The 26,336-nt window shown below is 67.3% G+C and carries 22 protein-coding genes and 3 pseudogenes; 14 read left to right on the top strand and 11 right to left on the bottom strand.

Annotated features, from left to right (window positions below):
• Positions 1-44 precede the first annotated feature (44 nt).
• The 5 genes from ACYRGX_RS19115 to ACYRGX_RS19095 form a co-directional block, all read right to left on the bottom strand.
• Positions 45-863 carry an ABC transporter ATP-binding protein gene (locus ACYRGX_RS19115; protein ID WP_473054014.1) on the bottom strand — a complete coding sequence of 273 codons (819 nt, stop codon included), beginning with the start codon at positions 861-863 and terminating at the stop codon, positions 45-47.
• The gene (locus tag ACYRGX_RS19110; RefSeq protein WP_473054013.1) at positions 860-1,936 is read right to left on the bottom strand and encodes a FecCD family ABC transporter permease; all 1,077 of its coding nucleotides are present in this window, start codon (positions 1,934-1,936) and stop codon (positions 860-862) included. The genes ACYRGX_RS19115 and ACYRGX_RS19110 overlap by 4 nt, the downstream gene beginning before the upstream one ends.
• 1 nt (position 1,937) lies before the next feature.
• On the bottom strand, positions 1,938-2,939 hold the full coding sequence (locus ACYRGX_RS19105) for a FecCD family ABC transporter permease (RefSeq protein WP_473054012.1): 1,002 nt from the start codon (positions 2,937-2,939) through the stop codon (positions 1,938-1,940).
• Positions 2,940-2,947: 8 nt separating this feature from the next.
• Positions 2,948-3,868, bottom strand: a complete 921-nt coding sequence (locus ACYRGX_RS19100; RefSeq protein ID WP_473054011.1) for an ABC transporter substrate-binding protein — start codon at positions 3,866-3,868, stop codon at positions 2,948-2,950.
• Between the two features lie 170 nt (positions 3,869-4,038).
• Positions 4,039-4,929, bottom strand: coding sequence for a LysR family transcriptional regulator (locus ACYRGX_RS19095; RefSeq protein WP_473054010.1), 891 nt, complete (start codon positions 4,927-4,929; stop codon positions 4,039-4,041).
• Between the two features lie 113 nt (positions 4,930-5,042).
• On the opposite strand from ACYRGX_RS19095, the gene ACYRGX_RS19090 reads away from it, so the two are divergent.
• The 7 genes from ACYRGX_RS19090 to ACYRGX_RS19060 all read left to right on the top strand — a co-directional run bounded on the left by ACYRGX_RS19090 (position 5,043) and on the right by ACYRGX_RS19060 (position 12,305).
• Positions 5,043-5,741, top strand: coding sequence for a CoA transferase subunit A (locus ACYRGX_RS19090; RefSeq protein ID WP_473054009.1), 699 nt, complete (start codon positions 5,043-5,045; stop codon positions 5,739-5,741).
• A gap of 12 nt (positions 5,742-5,753) precedes the next feature.
• A complete protein-coding gene (locus ACYRGX_RS19085) occupies positions 5,754-6,413 on the top strand; it encodes a CoA transferase subunit B (RefSeq protein WP_473054008.1) in 660 nt (219 codons plus the stop codon).
• 64 nt (positions 6,414-6,477) lie between these two features.
• The gene (locus ACYRGX_RS19080; protein ID WP_473054007.1) at positions 6,478-7,659 is read left to right on the top strand and encodes an acetyl-CoA C-acetyltransferase; all 1,182 of its coding nucleotides are present in this window, start codon (positions 6,478-6,480) and stop codon (positions 7,657-7,659) included.
• A gap of 12 nt (positions 7,660-7,671) precedes the next feature.
• Entirely contained in the window at positions 7,672-8,595 is a 924-nt protein-coding gene (locus ACYRGX_RS19075) for a 3-hydroxyacyl-CoA dehydrogenase family protein (RefSeq protein WP_473054006.1), read from the top strand.
• A 125-nt stretch (positions 8,596-8,720) separates the two neighbouring features.
• Entirely contained in the window at positions 8,721-10,112 is a 1,392-nt protein-coding gene (locus ACYRGX_RS19070; protein ID WP_473054005.1) for a GntP family permease, read from the top strand.
• 10 nt (positions 10,113-10,122) lie between these two features.
• Positions 10,123-10,893 (top strand): 3-hydroxybutyrate dehydrogenase, encoded by a 771-nt coding sequence (locus ACYRGX_RS19065; protein WP_473054004.1) that lies wholly within the window; start codon positions 10,123-10,125, stop codon positions 10,891-10,893.
• 71 nt (positions 10,894-10,964) lie between these two features.
• Positions 10,965-12,305, top strand: a complete 1,341-nt coding sequence (locus tag ACYRGX_RS19060; RefSeq protein ID WP_473054003.1) for a short-chain fatty acid transporter — start codon at positions 10,965-10,967, stop codon at positions 12,303-12,305.
• A gap of 1,011 nt (positions 12,306-13,316) precedes the next feature.
• Here ACYRGX_RS19060 and ACYRGX_RS19055 read toward each other — a convergent pair.
• Both ACYRGX_RS19055 and ACYRGX_RS19050 read right to left on the bottom strand, forming a co-directional pair.
• On the bottom strand, positions 13,317-15,239 hold the full coding sequence (locus ACYRGX_RS19055; protein ID WP_473054002.1) for an alkaline phosphatase D family protein: 1,923 nt from the start codon (positions 15,237-15,239) through the stop codon (positions 13,317-13,319).
• A gap of 56 nt (positions 15,240-15,295) precedes the next feature.
• Positions 15,296-16,534, bottom strand: coding sequence for a dienelactone hydrolase family protein (locus tag ACYRGX_RS19050; RefSeq protein ID WP_473054001.1), 1,239 nt, complete (start codon positions 16,532-16,534; stop codon positions 15,296-15,298).
• Positions 16,535-16,657: 123 nt separating this feature from the next.
• Between ACYRGX_RS19050 and ACYRGX_RS19045 the strand changes: the two genes are divergently transcribed.
• The 5 genes and pseudogenes from ACYRGX_RS19045 to ACYRGX_RS19025 all read left to right on the top strand — a co-directional run bounded on the left by ACYRGX_RS19045 (position 16,658) and on the right by ACYRGX_RS19025 (position 21,231).
• Complete coding sequence (locus ACYRGX_RS19045; protein ID WP_473054000.1) at positions 16,658-17,779, top strand: beta-ketoacyl-ACP synthase III; 1,122 nt, start codon at positions 16,658-16,660, stop codon at positions 17,777-17,779.
• Between the two features lie 254 nt (positions 17,780-18,033).
• Positions 18,034-19,329 carry an OprO/OprP family phosphate-selective porin gene (locus ACYRGX_RS19040; RefSeq protein ID WP_473053999.1) on the top strand — a complete coding sequence of 432 codons (1,296 nt, stop codon included), beginning with the start codon at positions 18,034-18,036 and terminating at the stop codon, positions 19,327-19,329.
• Positions 19,330-19,432: 103 nt separating this feature from the next.
• Positions 19,433-20,092, top strand: a pseudogene (gene trbG, locus ACYRGX_RS19035) (P-type conjugative transfer protein TrbG); the annotation flags it as partial.
• 41 nt (positions 20,093-20,133) lie between these two features.
• A pseudogene (locus ACYRGX_RS19030) lies at positions 20,134-20,959 on the top strand (TraB/TrbI/VirB10 family type IV secretion system protein); the annotation flags it as partial.
• Positions 20,956-21,231: pseudogene (locus tag ACYRGX_RS19025) on the top strand (DUF2274 domain-containing protein). The pseudogenes ACYRGX_RS19030 and ACYRGX_RS19025, both read left to right, overlap by 4 nt.
• Here ACYRGX_RS19025 and ACYRGX_RS19020 read toward each other — a convergent pair.
• Positions 21,206-22,108 carry a LysR substrate-binding domain-containing protein gene (locus ACYRGX_RS19020; protein ID WP_473053998.1) on the bottom strand — a complete coding sequence of 301 codons (903 nt, stop codon included), beginning with the start codon at positions 22,106-22,108 and terminating at the stop codon, positions 21,206-21,208. The pseudogene ACYRGX_RS19025 and the gene ACYRGX_RS19020 sit on opposite strands and share 26 nt — an antisense overlap.
• Positions 22,109-22,213: 105 nt before the next feature.
• Here ACYRGX_RS19020 and ACYRGX_RS19015 point away from each other — a divergent pair, with 105 nt between their 5' ends.
• Together ACYRGX_RS19015 and ACYRGX_RS19010 are read left to right on the top strand one after the other, a co-directional pair.
• On the top strand, positions 22,214-23,101 hold the full coding sequence (locus ACYRGX_RS19015) for an alpha/beta fold hydrolase (protein ID WP_473053997.1): 888 nt from the start codon (positions 22,214-22,216) through the stop codon (positions 23,099-23,101).
• A gap of 399 nt (positions 23,102-23,500) precedes the next feature.
• A complete protein-coding gene (locus tag ACYRGX_RS19010) occupies positions 23,501-24,679 on the top strand; it encodes a GNAT family N-acetyltransferase (RefSeq protein WP_473053996.1) in 1,179 nt (392 codons plus the stop codon).
• Here the strand turns inward: ACYRGX_RS19010 and ACYRGX_RS19005 are convergent.
• Genes ACYRGX_RS19005 through ACYRGX_RS18995 form a run of 3 tightly spaced genes read right to left on the bottom strand, consistent with a single transcriptional unit; the run spans position 24,633 to position 26,232 of the window.
• Positions 24,633-25,355 carry a glycerophosphodiester phosphodiesterase gene (locus tag ACYRGX_RS19005; RefSeq protein WP_473053995.1) on the bottom strand — a complete coding sequence of 241 codons (723 nt, stop codon included), beginning with the start codon at positions 25,353-25,355 and terminating at the stop codon, positions 24,633-24,635. The genes ACYRGX_RS19010 and ACYRGX_RS19005 overlap by 47 nt on opposite strands.
• Before the next feature lie 11 nt (positions 25,356-25,366).
• Positions 25,367-25,648 carry a phosphodiesterase gene (locus ACYRGX_RS19000; protein ID WP_473053994.1) on the bottom strand — a complete coding sequence of 94 codons (282 nt, stop codon included), beginning with the start codon at positions 25,646-25,648 and terminating at the stop codon, positions 25,367-25,369.
• Positions 25,645-26,232: a PilZ domain-containing protein gene (locus ACYRGX_RS18995; protein ID WP_473053993.1), complete on the bottom strand. Its 588-nt coding sequence runs from the start codon at positions 26,230-26,232 to the stop codon at positions 25,645-25,647. The genes ACYRGX_RS19000 and ACYRGX_RS18995 overlap by 4 nt, the downstream gene beginning before the upstream one ends.
• Positions 26,233-26,336: the final 104 nt, after the last annotated feature.

Raw genomic sequence — 26,336 nt, 5'->3', positions numbered from 1 at the left:
CGGGAGCGCGCGTCGGTGCAGTCGCGGAGGGTCCTCGGGGGGTGCTAACGCGTCACTCCGGCGATGATCGGCGTGCCGCTGTGGGGGTCCTGCAGGAGCACGCAATGCACGCCGTAGAGGGTCTCCACCAGCTCCGAGGTGACGATCTGCGAGGGTGCGCCCTGGGCCACGACGCGGCCGCCATGCATCGCCACCAGGTGATCGGCGTAGCGGCAGGCGCAGGACAGGTCGTGGACCACCATGACCACCGTCTTGCCGGACTCGGCCAGGGCGCGAATCAGCTCGAAGACCTCGATCTGGTGACCCAGGTCAAGTGCCGAAGTGGGTTCGTCGAGCAGCAACAAGGGGGTCGACTGGGCGATCGCCATGGCGATCCAGGCGCGCTGACGCTGGCCACCGGACATGGACTCCAGCGGTCGCTCGGCCAACGCTTCGAGATCGGCGGCACGCAGCGCGGCGTCGACGATTGCCTGGTCCTCCTCGCTCCATTGGCGCAGCAGTCCCTGGTGAGGCTGGCGGCCGAAGCGAATCAATTCGGCGACGGTCAGACCCTCCGGCGCGCTGGCATCCTGGGGTAGCAGCGCCAGGCGTCGCGCCACCTCTTTCGACGGCAGGCCGTCAATCGCCTTGCCGTCGAGCAGTACCGCGCCGCCGCTGGGCTTGTGCAGGCGACAGAGGCCGGCGAGCAGCGTGGACTTGCCGCAGCCGTTGGGGCCGACGATGGCGGTGACCTGGCCGCGGGGTATCTGCAGGTCCAGACCGTCGATGATCAGGCTGGCACCGTAGCCCATGCGCAGGGCCTTCGCCTCCAGGCTGGCGGGACGCTGTGCCGGTGTGACGAGCAGGGGCGAGAGGATGCTCATGAGAGTCTCCGCGCCGGCTGGCGCAACAGGATCCATAACAGGTAGGGGCCGCCGACGAGGGCCATGATCACACCCACCGGCACTTCGACGGGGGCGAGCAGGGTACGGCCCACCCAGTCGGCGACGATCATCAGCAGCGCGCCGCAGAGTGCGGCGTTGAATACCGGCACGCCGCGATGACCGGACAGGTAGCGGGCCATCTCTGGAGCCACCAGCGCCACCAGGCCGACAGGCCCGACCACCGCGACCGCCAGGGCGGTGAGCCACACCGTCAGCGCGAGTGTCGCCAGGCGTGTACGGGCCAGTCCGACGCCCAGGCCCAAGGCGACGCTGTCGGAGAAGCGCAGCAGCATCAGCGGTCGCACCAGCAGCTTGGCCAGAGGCAGGCCGAGCAGTAGGCCGAAGCCGAGCAACTGCACCGACAGCGCCGGGCGCGCGTTGAGCGTACCCACCGTCCAGGGATAGGCGGCGTTGGCCGCGTCGATGGCCGCGCGTGCCAGCATCAGGTTGGAAAGCGCGCCGAACAGTGCGCCGACACCGATGCCGACGACGATGAAGCGGTAGCCGCGCGCGCCGCTGCCCGAGGCCAGGCCGAAAGTCAGCGCCGCGGCCGTGGCGGCACCGGTGAGGGCCAGCGCCGACGGCGCGAGACTGGTGGACACGGCGACGATCGAGGCCACGGCGAAGGCGGTGGCGCCGTCATCGATGCCGATCACCCCGGGGGTTGCCAGGCGGTTGCGTGCCAGGGTCTGCAGCAGGCAGCCCGCGGCGCCCAGCGCCGCACCGCTGTAGAGGCCGGCGAGCAGGCGTGGCAGGCGCAGTTCACGCACCAGGAACACCGGCATCGGTTCACCCTTGCCGAACAGCGCGGCCAGCGCACTGCTCGGCGTCAGGACCTGGCTACCCGCGGCCAGGATCGACAGGCTCGCGGCCAGCAGGGCCAGGCCCAGCCCCAGCGCGACACCGGCACCGCGCTGGTCGACCAGCAGGCGCGCCTGGCCCAGGCGCAGCAGCCAGTAGCCGCTGGGTGCGTGCAGCGGTAGGCGAGGGCGGGTCGGTAAAGGTGCGTTCATGTCACAGGCTGGGTAGTCGATGGCCGCGCACCACGGCGATGAGGATCGGTGCGCCGACGAAGGCGGTGATCACCCCGACCGGCATCTCGTAGGGACGCACCAGCAGACGCGAGAGAATGTCGGCGAACAGCACCACGCAGGGCCCCAGCAGCAGGCACAGGCCCAGGGTGCGGCGGATGTCCGGGCCGACCAGGCGGCGTGCCACGAAGGGCACGATGAGTCCGACGAAGGCGATCGGGCCGGCCGCCGCGGTGGCCGTGCCCACCAGTACCGCCACCGCCAGCAGCGTCCCCAGGCGAGTGAGTTGCGGGTGGTGACCGAGCCCGCTGGCGACCCGCTCGCCCAGCGCCAGGGCCGCCAGCGGACGCACCAGCGGCAGCACCAGGGCGAGCCCCAGCAGCAGTCCCGGCAGGCTCCACAGCAGCGTCTCAGGAGGCCGCCCGGCGAGCGCTCCGACCACCCAGAAGCGCATCTCGTCGGCGGTGCGCTGGTCCCAGAGCAAGAGCAGGCTGGTAAGCGCGTTGAGGATGCCGGTAAAGGCCGCGCCGGCCAGCACCAGGCGCACCGGGTCATCGCCGACGCCGCGCCATTGGCTGACCAGCAGCACCAGCAGACAGCCCGCCATGGCGCCGCCCATGGCCACGCCCAGGTGTACGCTGGCCGCCGCGGCGCCGAGATTGATCGCCAGTACCACGGCGAAGGAGGCGCCAGCGCTGACGCCGAGCAGGCCGGGTTCGGCCAGCGGGTTGCGCGTCACCGCCTGCAGCAGCACGCCGGCGGCGCCGAGCGCGAGGCCCACCAGCAGGGCCAGTTCGGTACGCACCCAGCGCAGTTGGAAGATGACGAAGCGTGCCTCCTCGCCGGCGCCTCCGGTCAGCGCCTGCAGGCTCTGCCAGGGGCCGACGTCACCGGCGCCGAACAGCAGGCTGGCCAGCCCCAGGGCGAGCAGCAGCAGGGCGCAGCCCGTCACTGCACGGGCGGGCGACAGGTTCTGCGCAGGCACGCGGTGACTCACTGGGCCATGGCCCTCTCGACGTCGTCGAGGATCTGGCTGGCGGCCAGATAGCCAGCGCTGCTGCTCCAGATCTGCCCGTCCACGCTCACCACCTGTCCATTGCCTACTGCCTTCAGACGGGTGAAGGCGGGTTGTTGGCGTGCCTGTGCCAGCGCCTGCTCACCCTCGGGGTTGAGGGTGGCGAGGAACAGCCAATCCGCGTCGACCTTGGAGAGGTTCTCCAGTGAGAGAATGTCGGAGTGCGGACGATCGGTCAGCGACTCGGCCAGTTCGACCTGCTTGAAACCGAGCTGGCCGAGCAGTTGGCCGACGAACAGGTGGCTGGACATGATGCCAGGCCCCTGTGGGTTCCAGCGCACCACGGAAACGCTGGCAGCCTGCGGCAGGCGCGGCTTGAGGGCGGCGATACGGGTATCGATCTCCGCGATGCGCGCCTTGCCCTGGTCTGTCTTGTCCAGTGCCTGGGCGTAGAAGGCGAAGGTCTCGCGCCAGTCGTCGAAGCTGTTACCCGCGGGCACCAGGGTCGGGGCCATCATGCTCAGTTTGTCGTAGAGGGCTTTATCGAGCTGCGTCGAAGCGACGATCAGATCCGGTTGCAGGGCCAGGATCGCCTCCAGGTTGGGCTCGCGGGTAGTACCGACCACGGCGACCTTGCCGGTGTGCGCCTTGAGGTAGGCCGGGATGTCGGTGCCGCCACGGCTGGCCAGCGAACCCACCGGCTCGACACCCAGCGAGACCACCGCATCCAGTGCGTTGTCGCCCAATGCGACGACGCGCTGCGGCGCACCCTGCAATTCCACCGGCCCATAGGCGGTTTCCAGCGTGCGTGCCTGGGCGAGCGTGGTGAACAGGGTGGCGAAGGCCAGGGCCGGGACGGCCAGCCAGTGGCGGGAAGGCCTGCAAAGGCGCTTGAGCATCGGAGCAACTCCTCGTACGGCAGGCGCCGTAGGCGGCGCCGGTTCCTGTCGGGCCCGGCAAACGAGCCCACGCGACGTCGCGATTGTATTCGGAACCATTATCAATAACCGGGGAGAATAACATTCTTTACAGGACTTTTACCCTGCGCGCCGTGAGGGAAAGTGCCGCGCTAGACGGGGTAGATGGGAACTTCCTGGAACAGCTCGGCAATCGCCTGGGCGGCCACCGACAACTGGTGGCCGCGTCGCGTGATCAGCCCGACCGGACGTTCGATCACCGGGTCCTGCAAGGTCAGGCAACGTGCGCCCAGTTCATGCATCTGCTCGCGACACAGCGCGGGCACGGCACTGACCCCCAGACCCTCGGCGACCATCCGCCCGACGGTGGACAGTTGGTGGCTCTCGAACGCCACCGGCAGGCGCCAGCCACTGCGCCGCAGGTGTTCCTCGAGCATCACGCGCACGGTGGATGGGCGCTGCAGGGTGACGAAGGGCTGGTCGAGCAGATCGCGCCAGCGTAGCGCGTGGCGCGTGGCCAGCGGCGAATCGGCGGGCACCACGGCGACGAAGCGGTCGAGGTAGAGCATCTGGAAATCCAGCAGCGAAGAGGGCTCCGGGGCAAAGGCGATACCCAGCTCCACGGCGCCGCTCTGCACCATGTCCATCACCTGCTCGTTGACCACGTCGTGGACGCTGACGCCAATGCCCGGATAGCGCTCGCGGAAGCGACGTAGCGCGACGGGCAGCAGGTTGCCGGCGAAGGAGGGCATGGCGGCCAGGGCGACCCGACCGTGCTGCAGGCTGAAACGCTGGCGCAGCTCGTCCTCGGCATCGTCCCAGGAGGCCAGCAGACGCCGCGCCAGCGACAGCAGCGTTTCGCCCTCGGGAGTAAGGCTGACGGAACGGGTGGTGCGGTTGAGCAGGCGGCCGCCGAGGCTGTCCTCCAGTGACTTGATGGTCAGGCTCAGCGCCGGGGGTGACAGGTGCAGGCGCTCGCAGGCCTGGGCGAAGCTCAGCGTCTGCGCCACAGCGAGAAAGGCGCGTAACTGCTTGACGGTCATGGCGATGTCACCATTCTTTTGAGAAGTTAAAGAATAGTGATTAAAAATAAACTTAACAAAGCATTTGCCCGGTTCGACACTCGGTTGCACATAACAACGATAAGGATCGGGCGATGGCCGGTTTCGACAAGCGAGTGCACTCCTACGCCGAGGCGCTGGAAGGGCTCAACGATGGCATGACGGTGTTGGCGGGGGGCTTCGGCCTGTGCGGCATCCCCGAGAACCTGATCGCCGAGATTCGCCGCCACGGCACCCGCGATCTGACGGTGGTCTCCAACAACTGCGGAATCGATGGCTTCGGCCTCGGCGTGCTGCTGGAAGACCGGCAGATCCGCAAGATGATCGCCTCCTACGTCGGCGAGAACGCCCTGTTCGAGCGCCAACTGCTCGACGGCGAACTGGAAGTCGAACTCACCCCCCAGGGCACCCTCGCCGAGAAGCTGCGCGCCGGCGGCGCCGGTATTCCCGCGTTCTACACCGCCACCGGCTACGGCACCCCGGTCGCCGAAGGCAAGGACGTGCGCGAATTCGACGGGCGTCCCTACATTCTCGAACACGCCATCACCGGTGACTTCGCCATCGTCCGTGGCTGGAAGGCCGATCGCTACGGCAACGTGATCTATCGCCACACCGCGCAGAACTTCAACCCGCTGGCCGCCGCCGCAGCGCGGGTCACCGTGGTCGAGGTCGAAGAGATCGTAGAGCCGGGCGAGCTGGAACCGTCGCAGATCCATACCCCCGGGATCTACGTCGACCGGATCATCCAGAGCACCTTCGAAAAACGTATCGAAAAGCGCACCCTGCGCGGTTGAGAGGCAAGCACCATGGCACTGACTCGTGAACAGATGGCCCAGCGTGTCGCCCGCGAACTGCGTGACGGCTACTACGTGAACCTCGGCATCGGCATCCCCACCCTGGTCGCCAACTACGTGCCCGAGGGCATGGAGGTGATGCTGCAGTCGGAGAACGGCCTGCTCGGCATGGGCCCGTTCCCCACCGAGGAGGAACTCGATGCGGACATGATCAACGCCGGCAAGCAGACGGTCACCGCCCGCGTCGGCGCCTCGATCTTCGACTCCGCGCAGTCCTTCGCGATGATTCGCGGCGGGCATATCGACCTCACCGTGCTCGGCGCCTTCGAGGTCGACGTGCAGGGCAACATCGCCTCCTGGATGATCCCCGGCAAGCTGGTCAAGGGCATGGGCGGGGCGATGGATCTGGTCGCTGGCGCGGAGAACATCATCGTGGTGATGACCCACGCCTCGAAGAACGGCGAGTCCAAGCTGCTGCCCAGCTGCAGCCTGCCGTTGACCGGCGCCGGCTGCATTCGCCGGGTGCTCACCGACCTTGCCTACCTGGAGATCGAGGACGGCGCCTTCGTCTTGCGCGAGCGCGCGCCGGGCGTCAGTGTCGAAGAGATCGTCGCGCTCACCGCCGGTGAATTGCGGGTGCCGGAGACGGTCCCGGAAATGCGCTTCGACTGATTCCACCATCCCTTTCCATCAGGCCCCGTTGCGACGGGGCCGCCGTCGTTTAAGGAGGTCGTCCATGCACGACGTCGTCATCGTCGCCGCCACCCGTACCGCCATCGGCAGCTTCCAGGGTGCCCTGGCCGAAATTCCCGCCCATGAACTGGGCGCCGTGGTGATCCGCCAATTGCTCGCCAGCAGTGGCGTGCCTGCCGAACGCATCGACGAGGTCATCCTCGGCCAGGTGCTCACCGCCGGCAGCGGGCAGAATCCCGCGCGCCAGGCCGCGCTGGCCGCCGGGCTGCCGCATGCGGTGCCGGCACTGACGTTGAACAAGGTCTGCGGCTCCGGGCTCAAGGCACTGCACCTGGGCGCCCAGGCGATCCGCTGCGGCGACGCCAAGCTGGTCATCGCCGGCGGCCAGGAGAACATGAGCCTGGCGCCCTACGTACTGCCCAAGGCGCGCACCGGTCTGCGCATGGGGCATGCGCAACTGCTCGACAGCATGATCGTCGACGGCCTCTGGGATGCCTTCAACGACTACCACATGGGCATCACCGCGGAGAACCTGGCGCGCGACTACGAGCTCAGCCGCGAGGCTCAGGATGCCTTCGCCGCCGCCTCCCAGCAAAAAGCCGTGGCGGCCATCGAGGCCGGACGCTTCGACGCCGAGATCACCCCGGTGGAGATTCCTCAGCGCAAGGGCGATCCCGTGGTCTTCGCCCGCGACGAGCAGCCGCGCGCCGGCACCACCGCCGAGAGCCTGGCCAAGCTGCGTCCGGCCTTCGACAAGAACGGCACGGTGACCGCCGGCAACGCCTCCAGCCTCAATGACGGCGCCGCCGCGGTGCTGCTGGCCGATGCCGAGACCGCCCGCGAACTGGGCCTGCCGATCCTCGCGCGCATCCAGTCCTACGCCAGCGCCGGGGTCGATCCGGCGACCATGGGCATCGGCCCGGTGCCGGCCACCCGTCGCTGCCTGGACAAGGCTGGCTGGAGCGTCGACGAGCTGGACCTGGTGGAGGCCAACGAGGCCTTCGCTGCGCAGTCCCTGGCGGTGGCCAAGGACCTGGGCTGGGATCTGGCCAAGGTCAACGTCAATGGCGGCGCCATCGCCCTCGGCCACCCGATCGGCGCCTCCGGCTGCCGGGTGCTGGTGACCCTGCTGCACGAGATGATCCGCCGTGACGCCAAGAAAGGCCTGGCGACCCTGTGCATTGGCGGCGGTCAGGGCGTGGCCCTGGCGCTGGCCCGCGACTGAGGGGCGCAGACGATGAGTCTTCCAGCCACTGCGGTGCTCGGCGCCGGCCTCATGGGGGTCGGTATCGCGGTACACCTGGCTCGCTTCGGCCACGCGGTGCGCCTGTATGACCCGGACCCCGCGCGCCTGGCGCAGATTCCTGCGGTGGCCGGGAGCATCCTCGACGAGCTGAGCGACGCCGGGCGTTTCGAGGCCGCGCAGCGCGAGGCCGTGCTGCAACGCCTGAGCGGCGTAGCGCAACTGGCCGAGCTGGCTGATGCCGGCCTGCTGATCGAAGCGGTGCCCGAGCGTCTGCCGCTCAAGCGTGCGCTGTATGCCGAGTTGGAAGCGCTGATCGCCGACGACGCGATCATCGCCAGCAACACCAGCGGCCTGCCGCCGGACGAGCTGGCCGAGGGCATGCGCCATCCCGAGCGGCTGCTGATCGCGCATTTCTGGAACCCGCCGCACTTCATCCCGCTGGTGGAGCTGGTGCCGGGCTCGGCCACCGAGCGCCGTCATCTGCAGCGGTTGGCCGAGGCCTTCGATGCCATTGAACTCGAAGCGGTGGTGCTGGAGAAGGCGGCGCCGGGTTTCATCGGCAATCGCCTGCAGTTCGCTCTGTTGCGCGAGGCCCTGCATATCGTCGAGAGCGGCATCGCCGATGCGGCCACCGTGGATCGGGTGATGCGCGCCTCGCTGGGCCGCCGCTACGGCATGGTCGGCCCGTTGGAGGGCGCCGATATGGGCGGCCTGGATACCTTCGCCGACATTTCCCGGCACCTGCTGCCGCGCTTGGCACAGGGCAGCGATGGCCTGGCACTGCTCGAGAAAATGGCGCGAGCGGGCAAGACCGGGCTGCGCAGCGGTGAAGGTTTCTACGTATGGGACGACGAGCGCCGCGCGCGCATCGCCCGTCGCCGGGAACACCAATTGCGCCATGCACTGAAGCCCTGACGCCCCTGAGTACCTTGAGAAGGAATGAAGGCGCGCCCGGGAGCGGCGCCGAAATACCCCCAGGCAGTTAATCCAGGCGTTTTACAAAAACAACAGGCCGGTCACCGCCGGCGCTAGGAGTAACCATGAGTATCCTGATCGCCCTCGCGGCGCTTGGACTGTTGATGCTGGCCGCCTACCGCGGCTACAGCGTGATTCTGTTCGCCCCCATCGCCGCGCTCGGCGCGGTGCTGCTGACCGACCCCAGCGCCGTGGCACCGGCGTTCACCGGGTTGTTCATGGAGAAGATGGTCGGCTTCGTCAAACTCTACTTCCCGGTGTTCCTGCTGGGCGCGGTGTTCGGCAAGCTGATCGAGCTGTCCGGCTTTTCCCGCTCGATCGTCGCCGCGGCCATCCGCGTGCTCGGTCGCAAGCAGGCGATCCCGGTGATCGTCGCGGTCTGCGCGCTGCTCACCTACGGCGGCGTGTCGCTGTTCGTGGTGGTCTTCGCGGTCTATCCGTTCGCCGCCGAGATGTTCCGCCAGATCGGTATTCCCAAGCGGCTGATGCCGGCGACCATTGCCCTGGGTGCATTCTCTTTCACCATGGACGCGTTGCCCGGCACCCCACAGATCCAGAACATCATCCCCACCAGCTTCTTCAAGACCACCGCCTGGGCCGCGCCGGGGTTGGGCATCGCCGGTTCGCTGTTCGTCATCGCGATGGGCCTGTTCTTCCTCGAGACCTGGCGCCGCCGCGCCCAGCGCGCCGGCGAAGGTTACGGCACTGACCTGCGCAACGAGCCGGAAACGCCCGAGGACGTGGCCCTGGTGCATCCGCTGCTGGCGCTCTCTCCGTTGGTACTGGTGGGTGTGCTGAACTTCTTCTTCACCCGCTGGATTCCCCAGTGGTACGGCCCCAGCCACAGCCTGGCGCTGCCGGGCATGAGCGCGCCGATCCAGACCGAGATCGCCAAGATCACCGGCATCTGGGCGGTGGAGGCAGCGCTGCTGTCGGGCATCCTGCTGGTTGGCATCCTCGGTTTCCGGGCGATCAAGGGCAAGCTCGCCGAGGGCAGCAAGACCGCCGTGGGCGGCGCCATGCTGGCGGCAATGAACACCGCCTCGGAGTATGGTTTCGGTGCGGTGATCGCCGCGCTGCCGGGTTTTCTGCTGTTCTCCCAGGCGCTGCAGACGATCCCCAATCCGCTGGTCAACGAGGCCATCAGCGTGACCCTGCTGGCCGGCATCACCGGCTCCGCCTCCGGCGGCATGAGCATCGCCCTGGCGGCGATGGGGGACAGCTTCGTGCAGGCGGCCAACGCCGCTGGGATTCCCCTGGAAGTGCTGCACCGGGTGGCGTCGATGGCCAGCGGCGGCATGGACACCCTGCCGCACAACGGTGCGGTGATCACCCTGCTGGCGGTCACCGGGCTGACCCATCGCCAGGCCTATGGTGGGATTTTCGCCATTACCTGCATCAAGACCCTGGCGGTGTTCTTCGTCATCGCCCTGTACTACCTGACCGGCATTGTCTGAGGAGGCATGCATGAACCTGCACGGCAAGACTGCACTCGTCACCGGCTCCACCAGCGGCATCGGCCTCGGTCTGGCCGACGCCCTGGCCGGTGCCGGTGCGCGGGTGATTCTCAACGGCTTCGGCGACGTCGATGCGGCCCGTGAGCAAGTAGCCCGCCACGGCGAGGTGGCGGGCTACCACGGCGCCGACCTGAGCGATCCTGCGCAGATCGAGGACATGATGGCCTACGCCGAGCGTGACTTCGGCGGCGTCGACATCCTGGTGAACAATGCCGGCATCCAGCATGTGGCGCCGGTGGAGGACTTCCCGCGCGCGAAATGGGACGCGGTGCTGGCGATCAACCTGTCCTCGGTGTTCCACACCGCGCACCTGGCGCTGCCGGGGATGAAGCAGCGCAATTGGGGCCGCATCGTCAACGTGGCCTCGGTACATGGGCTGGTGGCGTCGAAGGAGAAGGCCGCTTACGTGGCGGCCAAGCACGGCGTGGTCGGGCTGACCAAGGTGATCGCCCTGGAAACCGCCCGCAGCGGCGTGACCTGCAACGCCATCTGCCCCGGCTGGGTACTCACCCCGCTGGTGCAGCAGCAGATCGATGCCCGCGCCGCCGCCAGCGGCAATGCCCAGCAGGCGCGTGACGAGCTGCTGGCGGAGAAGCAGCCGTCGCTGGAGTTCGTCACCCCCGAGCAGCTCGGCGAGCTGACCCTGTTCCTCTGCAGTGACGCGGCCGCCCAGGTGCGCGGCGCCGCGTGGAACATGGACGGCGGCTGGCTGGCGCAGTAAACCCGCGGGTGGCCCGGATCGCCGGGCCGCCCGGCAGGCCATAAAAGAACAACAACAGAGGAATGCGTGCCATGTTCGGTTTTCTCACTTCGATGAGCGTGAGGCTCGTCCAGCGTTATCTCCCGTCGCCCTTCGTCTTCGCCCTGTTGCTCAGCCTGATCGTGCTGATCGCCGGCATGCTCTCCACCGGGCAGGGCCTGGTGGCCATGGCCGGACACTGGGGCAACGGCCTGTGGAGCCTGCTCGGCTTCGCCATGCAGATGTCGTTGATCCTGGTGACCGGCCATGCCCTGGCCAGCGCGCCGGTGATTCCGCGCCTGCTTGGCAAGCTGGCGCGCCTGGCGCGCACGCCGGGGCAGGCCATCGTGCTGGTCACCCTGGTGGCGCTGGCCGGCTCCTGGCTGAACTGGGGCTTCGGCCTGGTGATCGGCGCGGTCTTCGCCCGCACCCTGGCCCGCGAGGTGCGCGGCGTCGACTACCCGCTGCTGGTGGCTTCGGCGTACTCGGGCTTCCTGATCTGGCACGGTGGGCTGTCCGGCTCGATCCCGCTGTCGCTGGCCTCGGGCGGCGCGGACCTGGCGCGCATGACCGGCGGCGCGGTGGAGGGCGCCATCGGCGTCGGCGACACGCTGTTCACCCCCTTCAACCTGGCGATCATCGCGCTGCTGGTGATCGGCCTGCCGCTGCTCAACCGTGCGATGCACCCGGCCCAGCCGCAGGTCGCCGATCCGGCGCTGCTCGCCGACGTCGAGCGCGAACCGCTGCCGCGCGCCACCCTGGCCCAGCGCCTGGATGACAGTCGCATCCTCAATCTGATCATCGTCGCCCTGGCCGCCGTGTTCTTCGTCCAGTACTTCTGGCGCAACGGCTTTGCCCTGAGCCTGAACATCGTCATCGGCCTGTTCCTGTTCATCGGCCTGGCGCTGCACGGCTCGCCGGAACGCTACATGCGCGCGGTGCAGGAGGGCGTGGCGGGGATCGCCGGCATCGTCCTGCAGTTCCCGTTCTACGCCGGGATCATGGGCATGATGGTGGGCGCCAATGCCGAGGGCGTGTCCCTCGGTCAGCAGGTCACGCAGACCTTCGTCAGTTGGTCTACGGCCGATACCTTCCCGCTGCTGGCCTTCCTCAGCGCCGGGCTGGTCAACGTCTTCGTGCCCTCCGGTGGCGGCCAGTGGGCGGTGCAGGGCCCCATCATGCTGCCGGCTGGCGCCGCGCTGGGCGTATCGCCGGCGGTGACCGCCATGGCGATTGCCTGGGGCGACGCCTGGACCAACATGATCCAGCCCTTCTGGGCGCTGCCGATCCTCGGCATCGTGGGCCTCGGCGCCCGCGAGATCATGGGGTACTGCCTGATGATGCTGCTGTATTCGGGGGTGGTGATCGCCGGGTGTTTCTACTTCCTGGCGTAGGCGTTTTGTGGCGAGCCCATGCTACGGTTCGGGAGTCGCCGACACTCGTCTTTTGACATGGGAGGCCCGGTGCTCCTGCTCTAATCCTGAGCCGCAGCCGCAGCCGCAGCCGCAGCCGCAGCCGCAGCCGCAGCCGCAGCCGCAGCCGCAGCCGCAGCCACAGCCGCAGCCGTTGTTTGCGGTTTTGGGCTTGGGGGTGGGAGCTTGGCGCTTTCCTCGGTTGGGACTACAGATTTCGCCCTGCACGGCGACCTACTTCTTCTTGCGTGCGGATGGCCGCCCCGGTCAAGAAGAAGTAGGCAAGAAGAAGACCACCCCACCATCCGGCCCCAACCGCTGCGCGGCTGGGGTGCCCTCGCTCCGGCGCCGCTCCGGGGGCCGGCCCGTACGGTCCCTCCCTGGACCGCACAGGCCTCTCGCCGCCGTCCTGGCGGCTCACTCTCCTGCGCAACGCCTGCACTCGGCCTACTGAAGGGGCCCCGGGTGCAAGCCGCGTCATCGGTGGTCGCTTTGCTCTGGCTCGGCCCCGGCCCCGGCCCCGGCCCGGTAGGATGGGGCGGGCCGCGTAGGTTGAGGAGCGCAGCGACGATACCCATCGTGATGACTGTGATGGGTATCGCTGCGCTCAACCCATCCTACTCAATCGTGCGGACGGCACCGAAGCGCCCCGTTGGTCCGGGTGAACGAACCCCGCCCGCGCAGCGGGCGGGGCCGGATCATAGGGGCAGGGGTTTTGGCTACTTTTGCCGCCAAAAGTAGCTCGCCCAGGAGGGCGAAACCTGGCGGTGTCTGAGGAACGCCGACAACCGTCCTTTGGCACCGAAGTCCGGAGCACCTGCTCTGATCCTGAGCCACTGCCACTGCCACTGCCACTGCCGGCACTGGTGTCTACGGTCTTGTACTCGGGCGTAGAAGCGCCACGCTTTCCTCGGCTGGAACTACAGGTTTCACCCTGCACGACGAGTCGCTTTCTCTTGCGTCCGCTGGCTGGGCAGCCCCATTACGCGTTGGTTAATGCCACCGCTCCCGCTCGCAATGATCGAAGTCGGTGGCGCCGCTGCCGTCGGCGTTGTGCTGGAGGATCTGCGTCGGACGGCCTTCGTCGTCCAGGCGTACCTCGCCGATCCCAGCGCCGTTCCATAGCCGTTCGCCACGCTGGGCGCGGCTGGGAAGGCGCGGTTTCACCTGCATGCGCCGGCGCTTGGTGAACAGGTTGAGCGGCGACAGGGGCGCGTAGAGCCAGCGGTTCAAGCGATCGAATCCGTCCAGCAGGCGGCGGGGGAACTCGTTCTTGATGCCGCTGCTGGTCACCTGCCAGAGCTGCGGCCCGTCGCGCCGCTGCCGAATGCGCACCTCGTAGGCGAAGCTGTAGTGCACGTCGCCGGAGAGGATCACGTAGTTCCCCGGCGTGCGCGAGTGGCGAAAGATGTTGAGGATCACCCGCGCGGCACCGCGATGGGCCATCCAGTTCTCCGCATCCACCAGCAGGGCATGGCCGGCCCAACTGAACACCCGCTGCACCGTTTCGATCAGCTTGACGCCGAAGATCGGCGCCGGTGAGACGATGATCGCTGCGCGCTGGTCGAGCAGCGCCTGTTGCAGTTCGCACAGCGCTTCCCAGTCCATCAGTCCGGAGGGGCGCGACGGATGTCGCTCGCTGCGCCAACGGCGCGTGCGGGTGTCGAGCACGATCAGCGTCGGCGTGCCGGGCAGTTGGTAGTGCCAGTGCTGGAAGGCCAGCAGCGCATCGATGCAGCGGTCGTGGTGCGTGCTGGGCAGCCCCCCGTCTTCGCTGGCGCCGAGCAGTTCGGCGCAGGCTTGGATGGCCGGCGCGCAGGCATGCGGATCGTTGCCCCAGCCTTGGCAGAGCGCATAACCGAGCAGCGCGTTGCCGACGATGCGCCGGGAAAAGGGGTGGCCATAGGCGCTGCTTTCCCAGTTGGCGCTGAGGTTCCAGTCGTCGGTGACGTCGTGGTCGTCGAAGATCATCAGCGTCGGCAACTGCGCGAGGGCGCGCGCAACGCCGGGCAGACCTGCGGCGAAAGCCTCGATGCGCGGCCGTTCGGTGGCGTAGCGTGCGCCGAAGTCGACGGGCAGTGGCGGAGCCTGCAGATCGACCAGGCGCCAGGGCAGCGGCGACCAGACCAGCAGGTACATGGCCAGTACCTCGGCCAGGGACACCAGATGGTTGTGTGCGCTGCTGCTGGTGAACACCGGCTTTTCCACGCCGCCGAAGAAGCGTTCGCGTAGCGCCTCGTTGCTGCGGATCGCCGGTAGCAGCGCCTCGCGCCGGTAGTAGCTGTCAGCGCTGGCGTAGAGTGCCTGGCTGTCCGCCACGCAGGCACCTTCGAGCGTTTCGTCGAACAGTCCGAGGCGCTCGATCAACCGATGGATCGCCGCCAGCATCGGGCCGGCGACGTCGTCGGCGTAGACCTGGTCGCCACTGAGCATCAGCAGCGCCGGTCGCCGTGCGGGCGCGTCCTGACGCTCGGCGAGCAGTGCGTCGACCTGCAGGAGTCCGTCGGGACCGTCGAAATGCGGCTTGCGGCAGGAGCCGTGGAGCACATCGTCCAACTGCGCGCGGCGCACGAAACAGGGCCGTGCCTGGCCGGGGTAGAGCAGGTGTGGCGCCCAGTCGGCGATACCCTGCTCGGCGCCGTCCACCTCGAGCCGCAGATCGTACTCGACGGGGATGTCCGCCGGCAGTTCGAGGCCCGGATCGGCGTCCACCAGCACCACCCAGGCGTGGCGGCCGATGGGCAACGCCTGGGCACAGGCGTCCAGTGACAGGCGTTTCTCGTGGCCAGGCCAGACCAGCAGGAGTTCGCCGCGCGGCGCCTCGCGAGTGACCAGCCAGAGTACCAGCCGGCGGGGCTCCAGGCGGCGCAGCAAAGGGCCGGTAAGGACCGGCGGCAGCGGGGTGGGGACGTTCATGCGACCCTCGTTGCGGGAACAGCCCTTAGCAATAGCAGCGCGGTGTTAGCTCAGCCTTAACGCCCCTCGCTTTCCGCCCAGCGCTTCATCAGCGTATTCGATGGCAGCGTCTCGTCGAGCAGCTTGTGTGCGGTCTCGGCGCCGGCCACCGGCAGCAGCTTGGGATCGAGCAGACCGACCTGTACCAGCACGCTGGCCTGATCCCAATAGATGTGCTCGTGGCATAGCTTGGGCCCGCGGAAGCGGATCACCCCGAGCATCGGTACTTCCACGCGGCGACCGGTGGGCGCCACGCCAGGCAGTAGCCAGTCGATCTCGGTGGTGTGGGTGAAGCGCAGGATGAATTCGTCCACCAGTTGGGTCGCGCCAAGGGTCCGCGAGACGGGTAGCAGCTCCATGTCCGGCGGATTGCCGTGGACGAAATGGTGCTGGTAGAAACGCGCCAACTGCTGCTGGCCGACGCCGCCGGTCATGGTCGGGATGTGGTTGACGTAGGGTTCGGCGACCATCGTCGCCATGGTCGCCGGCACGTTGCGCTCGGCGAACTCCTGGCGGGTGTGCTCGTCCCACAGCGCCTCCAGGTCATAGTGCGGGCCGAGCTTGGCGCGCAGCGCGGCGATGCTGCGGGCATGGGCCAGTTCGCTGGCGCGCTTGTCGTAGTGCATTCCAGCGGGGCGCGCGAAGGCGTGGTCGACGCCCGGGTAGACGTGCAGATCGACATTCGGCCGTCCCCGCAGCGCGGCGAGGATCGCTTCGCGGGCTTCGGGCGGGCACAGCTGGTCCTGCTCGGCGATGTGCAGCACCAACTTGCCGCGGATGGCATCGGCTTCATTCAGCCATTCTTCCAGGCCGACGCCGTAATAGCCCACCGAGACGGCGACTTCGCTGCGCGCGGCGACCAGATAGGCGAGCTTGCCGCCCAGGCAGAAACCGATGAAACCGACACCGCCGACCTTGTCCACGTAGGGCAACGAGGCCGCGGCGGCGATCGTGCTGGCGATGTCTTCCAGGGCCTTGTCCAGGTCCAATCCGTTGAGCAGGTCGTAGGCGCGCTCGAATTCGGCTTGGCTGTAGCCCAGTTCGATACCCGGTTGTTGCCGCCAGAACAGATCGGGCACCAGCGCTACGTAGCCTTCCTCGGCATAAAGGTCGGCGAGCTGACGCATCGCCGCGTTGACCCCGAAAATCTCCTGGCCCAGCACCACCAGCGGCCCATGGCCGCTCTCGGGCAGCGCCAGGTAGGCCTGGAACTGGCCGCTGTCGTCGGCGGCGTCTATCTGGATGTGCGATCCCATGGGTACTACTCCTCGTCATCGGTCCGCGCGTGGGCGGAGTGTCTTTCACGGCTGGGGCAAAACCTGCAGTTTCGGGCACAATACCGTCATGTAGCCCGTTCAATAAGAGCAAGAGGAACGACCGTGCACAACGTCGTCATCAGCGGTACCGGCCTGTATACCCCCGCCCAGAGCATTTCCAACGAGGAATTGGTGGCCTCGTTCAACGCCTACGTCCAGCAGTACAACGCAGAGCATGCCGAGGCCATCGAACGGGGCGAGTGCGAACCCTTGGGCGAGTCCAGCGTGGCCTTCATCGAAAAGGCGTCGGGCATCAAGAGCCGTTACGTGGTGGACAAACAGGGCATCCTCGATCCGCAGCGCATGGTGCCGCGCATTCCCGAGCGCAGCAACGAGGATTGGTCGATCCTCTGCGAAATGGGCGTGGCGGCGGCTCGCGAGGCGCTGCAACGCGCCGGGCGTACCGCGGCGGATGTGGACGGGGTGATCGTCGCCTGTTCCAACCTGCAGCGCGCCTATCCGGCGGTGGCCATCGAGATTCAGGCGGCACTGGGCATCGAGGGTTTTGGCTACGACATGAACGTGGCCTGTTCCTCCGCGACCTTCGGTCTGCAGGCGGCGGCCAACGCCGTGCAACTGGGCCAGGCGCGCGCGGTGCTGGTGGTCGATCCGGAAATCTGCACCGGTCACCTGAATTTCCGCGACCGCGACAGCCACTTCATCTTCGGTGACGCGGCCACCGCGACCCTGGTCGAGCGCGCCGACCTGGCGACGTCCGCGCACCAGTGGGACATCCTCGGCAGCAAGCTGCTGACGCAGTTCTCCAACAACATCCGCAACAACTTCGGCTTCCTCAACCGTGCGGCCGAGGAGGGTGTGGGCAGCCCCGACAAGCTGTTCGTGCAGGAAGGTCGCAAGGTGTTCCGCGAAGTCTGCCCGATGGTCGCCGAACTGATCGCGGCTCACCTGCAGGAGCTCGACCTCCCGGTGAGTTCGGTGAAGCGCTTCTGGCTGCACCAGGCCAACCTCAACATGAACCTGTTGATCATCAGGAAACTCCTGGGTCGCGATGCCGAGCCCCACGAGGCGCCGGTGATCCTGGACACCTACGCGAACACCAGCTCGGCCGGCTCGGTGATCGCCTTCCACAAGTACCAGGACGACTTGCCCGCCGGTTCGCTGGGTGTGCTCAGCTCCTTCGGCGCCGGCTACTCGATCGGCAGCCTGATCCTGCGCAAGCGCTGATCCGGCGTGGAGCGGAGTCGCCTCCGCTCCACATCCTCCTCCCGGGGCAGCCAAAGTCCCTGCGCGCTCTCTAGAACGGTCTCCTCGACGGGGCAGCCGGTTTTCACTTATAGCGAGTCGATCTGACGCGCCGCTGTAATAAAACCTTTATGTTCTAGCAACGGGGCTGAAATACGCCCGCTCCAAGATTCCCCCCAACACCGCTGGGCCTTGTACCCCGCGGGTAAGCAAGCCAACCTCAAGGGGAATCACCGATGATCCGCAAGCAATTCGCCGGCTTCGCCGCCAGCGCCCTGGCTCTGATCGTGTCCGCACAGGCCATGGCCGGCACCGTCACCACCGACGGTGCAGACATCGTCATCAAGACCAAGGGCGGCCTTGAAGTCGCCACTGCCGACAAGCAGTTCGGCTTCAAGGTCGGCGGCCGTCTGCAGGCGGACTACAGCCGCTTCGATGGCTTCTATACCGCCAACGGCAACGAAGCCGACGCCGCCTACTTCCGTCGCGCCTTCCTCGAACTGTCCGGTGTGGCGTTCGGCGACTGGGCCTGGGTGATGAACTATGACTTCGCCCATAACGCCGGCAACGCCGACAACGGCTACTTCGACGAGGCTTCGATCTCCTACAACGGCTTCAAGCCGGTGTCGATCAAGGTCGGTCGCTTCGACCCCGAGTTCGGTCTGGAAAAAGCCACCAGCTCCAAGTGGGTGACCGCTCCCGAGCGTAACGCCGCCTACGACCTGGTCGACTGGACCAACAGCTCGCAGAACGGCATGGGTATCCAGGCTTCGGCCGCTACCGACTCGCTCTACGGCTCCATCGGCGGTTTCGCCAAGGACGCCGACAACGATGACGGCGAATCGGTCAAGCAGGTCAACCTGCGCGGCGTCTTCGCGCCGATGCACGAAGCCGGCAACGTGCTGCACCTGGGCGTCAACCTGGCCCGCCGCGATCTCTCCGACACCGCCTTCGACAGCCGCATCCGCAGCCGCCTGGGCATGCGCGGTGTTTCCACCAACGGTGGCAACGACGCGGGCGCCAACGGCAACCGCCTGACCCTGGGTGGCGTCAGCGCCGCGCCCTCCGGTTCCTATGACACCGACACCGCAATGGGCCTGGAAGCCGCCTTCGCTGCCGGTCCGTTATCGGTCCAGGGCGAATACATCAAGCGTGACCTGAAGGCTGATGACGCCGCCTTCGAAGATATCAAGGCCGACGGCTACTACGCTCAGGTCGCCTACACCCTGACCGGCGAAGCGCGCGGCTATAAGCTCGGCAAGTTCGACGCGGTCAAGCCGGCCAACCGCGCTACCGGTGCCTGGGAAATCTTCTACCGCTACGACAGCCTCAGCGTCGACGACGACAACGGCGCCTTCGCCGCCATCGGCGACATCGAAGCCAAGGTGCACAACCTGGGCGTCAACTGGTACGCCAACGACAACGTCAAGCTGACCGCTGCCTACGTCAAGACGTCGGTGGACAACGCCACCAACGCCAACGGCGACGACGATGGCGACGGCATGGTCGTCCGCGCCCAGTACGTGTTCTAAGCGCTTCTTAGCAAGGCTCCTTTCGCGCCCCGCGTTCACCGCGGGGCTTTTTTGTTTCACGATGACTCCAGTACCGTAATTCGCTGGACTACGCCAAAGCTCGACCGATGGCGCGCTCTATCAGATCTATGCCGCACCGGGGCGCGTGACCGTGGTTTCGCTCCAGCCGGGCAAAGAACTGGTGACGGTCGCTGCGGGCGACACGGTGCGCTGGATCGTGGGCGACACGTCCAGCGGCGGCGGTGCTGATCTGCGCGTGAACGTGCTGGTCAAGTCCATCCGTTCGGGCCTCAATACGAACTTGGTCATCACCACCAGCCGCAGGACATACCTGCTGGAACTGACCTCGACGGAAAAGGCATGGATGGCGTCGGTGTCCTGGGACTACCCGAAAGACCGGATGCTGGCCTTGCAGCGCCAGGCGCAGGCCGCCAGCGCCGCCGCGCCGGTCGATACCGGCCTGTCGCTGGAGAAGATCCGCTTCCGCTACTCGGTCAGCGGCAGCAATCCGTTGCGCGCCTTCGATGTCGGCGAGAAGGTCTATATCCACTTCCCGCCGGGCATCGCGCAAGGCGAGCTTCCGCCGCTGTTCGTCATCGGCGCCTAGGGCGACGGGCAACTGGTGAACTACCGTTTCCGCTCGCCGTACTACATCGTGGATCGGCTGTTCGGCGCTGCCGAACTGCGCCTGGGCGGTGATGGCGGCGACGTGGTGCGTATCGAACGCACGGATGGCGTCGTATCAAGGAGTGGTAGGAACTAACCATGAGCCAGGACGACACTCCCGGCCTCGCCACGCCTTAGGCGGGCAAGGTAGCACCCGAGGCGGTGGCGCTGCGCGCCCAGCCGCGCCAGAGCCAGAGCCAGAGCCAGAGCCAGAGCACGCTGACCATCCGCGCAGGCACCCTGTCGGTCGCCGTGCGCGGTGCGCTGATGTGGTCGCTGCAACCGCAGCGGCGCGGCGCAGGCGAGCAGACCGACCTTTACAACGACGATCGCGTCTCGAAGTCCGAAGGGCTGGACGCGCTGTCAGCGGACTACTCCAAACTGCCGCCCCCGTTGCCGGCATACGTGCCGGAGCTGGGGCCGCCGCTGCCGGGCGATCTTGGTCCGGCCATCGTGAAGTCGCACAGCCGGTGACGGCCGCCTACGCGGCCCCCGGCCACGACCCCAGCGATGCGCTGCGCAAGGAAGCCGAAGCGTCGGCATCGTCGGTGTTCTTCCGCTCAGGGTCGCAGGCCGCGCCGGTGGCACAGACGCAGGTGGCCGCCGCGCCGGGCTTCGCCGCCAATGCGGCCTTCGACCCGGCTGGTTATGCCGGGCTGGAAGATGATGTGGATTGGCATTGGGGTCGCATCTTTGCCGGCGCGGCGCTGACCACGCTGCTGGGCATCGGTGCCGAGCTGGCTGCACCGGAGAACCGGCAGGACGGTGATCGCATCATCATCGCCGGGCGCGACAGCACGCAGGACAGCATCAATCAGGTCGGCCAGGAGATGACCCGACGCAACCTCAACATCCAGCCCTCCCTGACCCAGCCCCCGGCTTACCGGTTCGCATCATCGTCAACCGCGACTTGGTGCTGCGGCCGTACCAGCCACTTTTCTTCAACCGGGGGACTTCACGATGACGACGCGTAAGCTGCGGCTGGGGTCGCTACCGAAGACGGAATCCACAAAGCTCACCTTCGTGTGCCCGGCCAGCGTGAAAGCTGACCTCAACCGTTAAGCCGCGCTGCACGCGCAGACCTACGGTGAAGCGGTCGATGTGGCGACGCTGATCCCGCACATGCTGGAAGCCTTCATGGCCGCCGATAGAGGGGGCCGCCGTGGGGCGGCAACGCAGCAGCGCCGCGCGAAGACCGGCTCGGCCATTGTCAGTCCCGAAGGCCGCGCCCCATGAAACGGCCTTGGCCTGCGCGCCGGGCTGCTTCGACCAGCGCCGCACTGGCGCCGCTGTCCTCGCGGGCGAAGGCGTAGAAGCGCGCCGTCGGCAGTTCGGGCAGCCCGTCTTCGCGGCCCAGCACGCGCAAAGCGTCGCTGCGCTGGCTGTCGGCGATGACGGTAATGGCAAAGCCCGAACGCGCCGCCGACAGGCAACCGGCCATGCTGCTGCTCTCGAAGACGATGCGCCAAGCCTGATCTGCTTTGCCCAGTGCAGTGACGGCGGACTCACGATAGACGCATGGCTCGGGGAAGACCGCCAACGGCAGCGGCTGGCCCACCGGCAATGGCTGATCCGCCGCATAGGCCCAGACCAGCGGTTCTTCCCACAACAACGTGCCGCCACCCTCGACCCGGCTGCATTGCTTACCAAACACAAGATCCAGGCGGCCGCGCTCCTGCTGGCGCAGCAGGTCAGCGGTGATGCCGACCTTCAGTTCGATCGTTGCGTCGGGATGCCACTGGCGAAAGCGTTGCAGCACCTGGGGTAGCCAGGCGCCGGCAAAGTCTTCCGACGCACCGATGCGCAGCTTTCCGCGTAGCGGTGTGCCCCGCAGCTTGGCGCGGGCCTCGCGCTCCAGATCGAGGATGTTGCGGCCGTAGGCGTACAGGGTGTCGCCTGCCTGGGTCAGCTCCAGGCGGCGCGTGGTGCGCGCCAGCAGGCTGGCGCCGGCGATTTGTTCCAGCCGCCGCATGTGCCCGCTGACAGCCGAGGGCGTCAGCGCCAGACGCTCGGCGGCGGCGGCGAAGCTGCCGCTATCCACGATTTCGAGGAAGGTGCGCAGCAGCACGGTATCCAGCGGCGGGCCGTCGGTGGCAGGCGAAGCAATATCCATTCGACCATTAAACGCAAAAAATCATCAATATTCGATGATTATTCGCTAATCGAGCTGTGTCGTCCAGCTACGCTGGGGTCATCTTTCATGACACGGGACAACACCATGAGCGCCTACCAGCAAGCCTCGACCGACCGGCTGGACATTGCCTATCTCGAATGGAATCCACGGGGCGAACGAACGGCCATCCTGCTGCACGGCTGGCCGGACGGCGCCGAGTGCTGGAAGGCCGTAGCGCCCATCCTCGCCGATTCCGGCTACCGGGTGCTGGCGCCGGCGCTGCGCGGTTTCGCGCCGACCCGGTTCCGCGATGCCGCCACGCCGCGCAGCGGCCAGTTGTCCGCGCTGGGGCGCGACCTGCTGGACTTTATCGACGTGCTGGAGCTGCAACAGCCCGCCCTGGTCGGCCACGACTGGGGCGCGCGGGCCGCCGCCAATGCCTGCGGCCTGCGCGAAGGCGTGGCCTCGCACCTGGTGATGTTGTCGGTCGGCTACGGCACCAACGACCCGAACCAGCCGCTGTCCTTGGCGCAGGCGCGCAACTACTGGTATCACTGGTACATGGCCACGTCGCGCGGCGAGCGCGTGGTACGGGAGGAACGCGAGGCGTTCGCCCGGCAGATGTGGGACACCTGGGCGCCGGCCGGCTGGTATGAACCGGCGGATTTCGACGAAGCGGCACGGGCGTTCCAGGGCGAGGACTGGGCCGAGATCGTGCTGCATTCTTACCGCCACCGCTGGGGCTTCGCCGAGGGCGACCCGGCCTACGCGGAGGACGAGGCGCGCCTGAACCCGGCGCCCGTCCTGGCGGTGCCGACCCTGGTGCTGCACGGCGGGGCCGATACCTGCAACCACCCCGACAGTTCCAAGGGACGGGAAGCGTTCTTCACGGGCCGCTACGAGCGGCAGGCGCTCGATGGCGTGGGGCATTTCCCGCAGCGGGAAGCGACGCAGGCTGTTACCGATGCCATCCTGCGGTTCTGCCTGAAGTAAGTAGCAGGCCCCTTGAACGCGCAGCTCAAGGCTGCGCGTTCTTCTTTCTGGCTAGGACGGGAACGGATGGACCATGATTGCTGGACAAGCTCGCCATCCCTTGGCAATCCAGCACGACCAAGTGCGATCCGGCTTTCTCTCCCGACGCTCTTATGTGGCACCTAGCCCACAACGCCGCAGCCTCGCAGCGCGCCCTCAAAAAGAGCTAACCTGCTGTCCAATATGCGGTTTCAAGCCTTGCGTGATTTACACGAAAGGCTTGACGCGAGAACTTTTTTGGACGGCATTCTGCGTCCGGGCGAGAGGGACGGCTGGATACTGCGGTGTCGACCCACTGAGCGAGTGGCGCTCGCCGCAATGACGCTTTCCTTCCCGAGAAGGGCGCGGCAGACTGGCCCCATGGAACTTTCCTTCGCAACCCTGGCCCAGGTTCCCGCCGTCGAGTGGGATGCCCTGCTGAGCAACGACCAGCCGTTTCTCCGGCACGGCTTCCTGTCCGCGCTGGAAGACAGCGGCAGCCTCGGCGAGGGCAGCGGCTGGCATCCGCAGCATGGCCTGCTGCGCGATGCCAGGGGCGTCTTGCGTGCAGCGCTGCCGCTGTACCTCAAGGGCGATTCCTATGGTGAGTACGTGTTCGATTGGGCCTGGGCCGACGCCAGTGAGCGCGCCGGCCTGCGCTACTACCCCAAGCTGCTGTGTGCGGTGCCCTTTTCTCCGGTCGGCGGTCGGCGCCTGCTAGGCGATGCTGCCCTGCTCGGGGAAACGCTGGAGGTGCTCACCCGGTCCTTGCCTGCCCAGCGCCTGAGCGGGTTGCACATCAACTTCACCGATGTCCAGGATGACGCCCTGCTGGCCGGACGCGAGGGATGGCTGGAGCGCCTGGGGTGCCAGTACCACTGGTTCAACCACGACTACCGTGACTTCCAGGATTTCCTCGACGCGCTGGCGTCGCGCAAGCGCAAGCAATTGCGCAAGGAGCGTGAGTCGGTCGCGGGTCTGGGGGTGAGCTTCGACTGGTGCGAAGGTCATGAGCTGAGCGAGGCGCAGTGGGATGCGGTGTATGCCTGCTACGCCAGTACCTACCAAGTGCGTGGGCGTGATCCCTACCTGACCCGCGCGTTCTTCTCGTTGCTCGCCGAACGGGTGCCCGAAGCGGTGCGCGTGGTGCTGGTGCGCCAATCCGGGCGCATCGTCGCCATGGCGCTGAGCCTGGTCGACGGGGATACGCTCTACGGTCGCTACTGGGGTTGCCTGGCGGAGTTCGACCGGCTGCATTTCGAGACCTGCTTCTACCAGGGCATCGACTGGGCCATCGCCGCCGGCAAGCGTCGCTTCGATGCCGGCGCCCAGGGCGAGCACAAGCTGATTCGCGGCTTCGAGCCGGTGCTCACGCGCTCCTGGCACTACCTGGTACACCCCGGCTTGCGCGCGGCGGTGGCCGAGTTCCTCGAGCGGGAGCGCGCCGGCGTGCGCGCCTACGCCGAGCAGGCGCGCGCGGCGCTGCCCTATCGTCAGCAAGACGGAACAGGCCCTAGCGCCCAGCCAGGGTACGCACGGCAAGTCCCGGATAGTCGGTAATCAGGCTGTCGACCCCGAAGTCCGCCAGACGCCGCATCAGCGAGGCCTCGTTGACCGTCCACACCGATACATGCAGGCCCTGCTTCTGCGCCTTGAGCAGGCGCTCCGGAGTGCACAGCGTCCAGTTCAGCGCGAGCAGGTGACAGCCATACTGGCGGGCGACCTTCAGTGGATCGAGCCAGGCATATTCGGCGACCAGCCCGCGGGCCAGTCGCGGGGTATCGCGCTGCAGTGCGCGCAGCACCGCGCGCGAGCTGGAGGTCACCGTGACCTTCTGCTGCAGACCGAAGCGCTCGCAGAGCGCGTCGATGGCCTGCACGGTGCGCGCGGCGCGGACCCGCGAGGCGCTCTTGACCTCCAGTTGCCAATGCTCGAATGGGCACTGCTCGAAGAGCTGCTCCAGGGTCGGGATCGGCGTCGGCCGCGGCCAGTCCGGCCCGCCGCTGCGGGCATCGAAGCCGCTCAGTTCAGCCGCGTCGTGCTCGGCCACCTTGCCGCGGCGGCCGGTGGTGCGCTTGAGCGTCGGATCGTGGATGACCATCAACTGGCCATCGCGTGACAGGTGCAGGTCCAGCTCGCAGCGGGTCACGCCATGTTCTAGGCACTGCTGGAAGCTGGCCAGGGTGTTTTCCGGGGCTTCGCCGCGGGCGCCGCGGTGGCCGTAGATGTGGGTCACGTTCAGGGCTCCTAACGCTGTGGGGTGAAATCGCGCACGCTGTTGATGACCCGGTCGCCCTCGAAGTACACCGAGAAGCTGCGGTAATCCCAGCGGGTGATGGGCGGCTGACCAACCGCCGGATGTTCTTCGTCGGCGAGGCCGAAACGCTCCAGGACCTGGCGCTGGGTGTCGCCCCGGCGGGGCAGCTGGATGCCGGGATCGCCCTGCTGGCCGAGCGGAATACGTACGGTCTGTGCCTGCGTCAGCGTCGCCAGGGCGAGTAGTGCGGCCGCCAGGACAACCGCTCTCATGGCGTGTCCTCGGCGTCCGTACGGAGCGCCTCACGGCGCTCGCGGGCCTGGGTTTGCAGGATGTAACGGGCGAGCAGTTGGCGTTGCGGTTCGCCAAGGGCGACGAATTCAGTGCCGATCTCGTAGCCGCCTTCGGCACGTTCGCTGCAGTGCGCCACGCGGGCGTGCAGCAGCAGGCCGATACCCGGCGGCATCAGCACCATGCGCAGGGCCAGATGGGTGCCGGGCGCCTGGGGCTGCTCACTGGGAAAACTGATACCGCCCTCGGAGAGGGTCACCTTGCGCGCCGGGCCAATGTGTTGCAAAAGGCTTTGCGCCATCGCCTGGCCGAGCAGATCAATGCGCCGATTCTGCAGTTTCAGGTAGCTCGCCAGCAGACGATCGCGCTCGCCGATCACCCGCAGTTGCTGCTGCGATTCGAGCTCGGCCAGGTGCAGTTCGGCGAGCAGATTGAACAGCGCGGACGGATCGCGCAGGGGCTCTCCGGCCGCTGCTTCGGCGGCGTCCAGAGGGTGGAATTCCAGTGCGATCCTATCCTCGATGCGATAGTATTCGCGGCGATCTTCCGCATCACTCGTCGACATGGCGATCCATTCGTCCTTTCGGTGGTCCGAGTGTAAGGCCGCTTCCTTGGCCCTCGCCACCGGCGTTTGCGATTGTCGGCCGGCGCCTTTCGCGGATCACTCAC

It is taken from the genome of Pseudomonas sp. R4-15 (genome assembly GCF_055768815.1).
The sequence above is the reverse complement of the archived record's forward strand: the minus strand, read 5'-3'. Positions and strand labels throughout refer to the sequence as shown.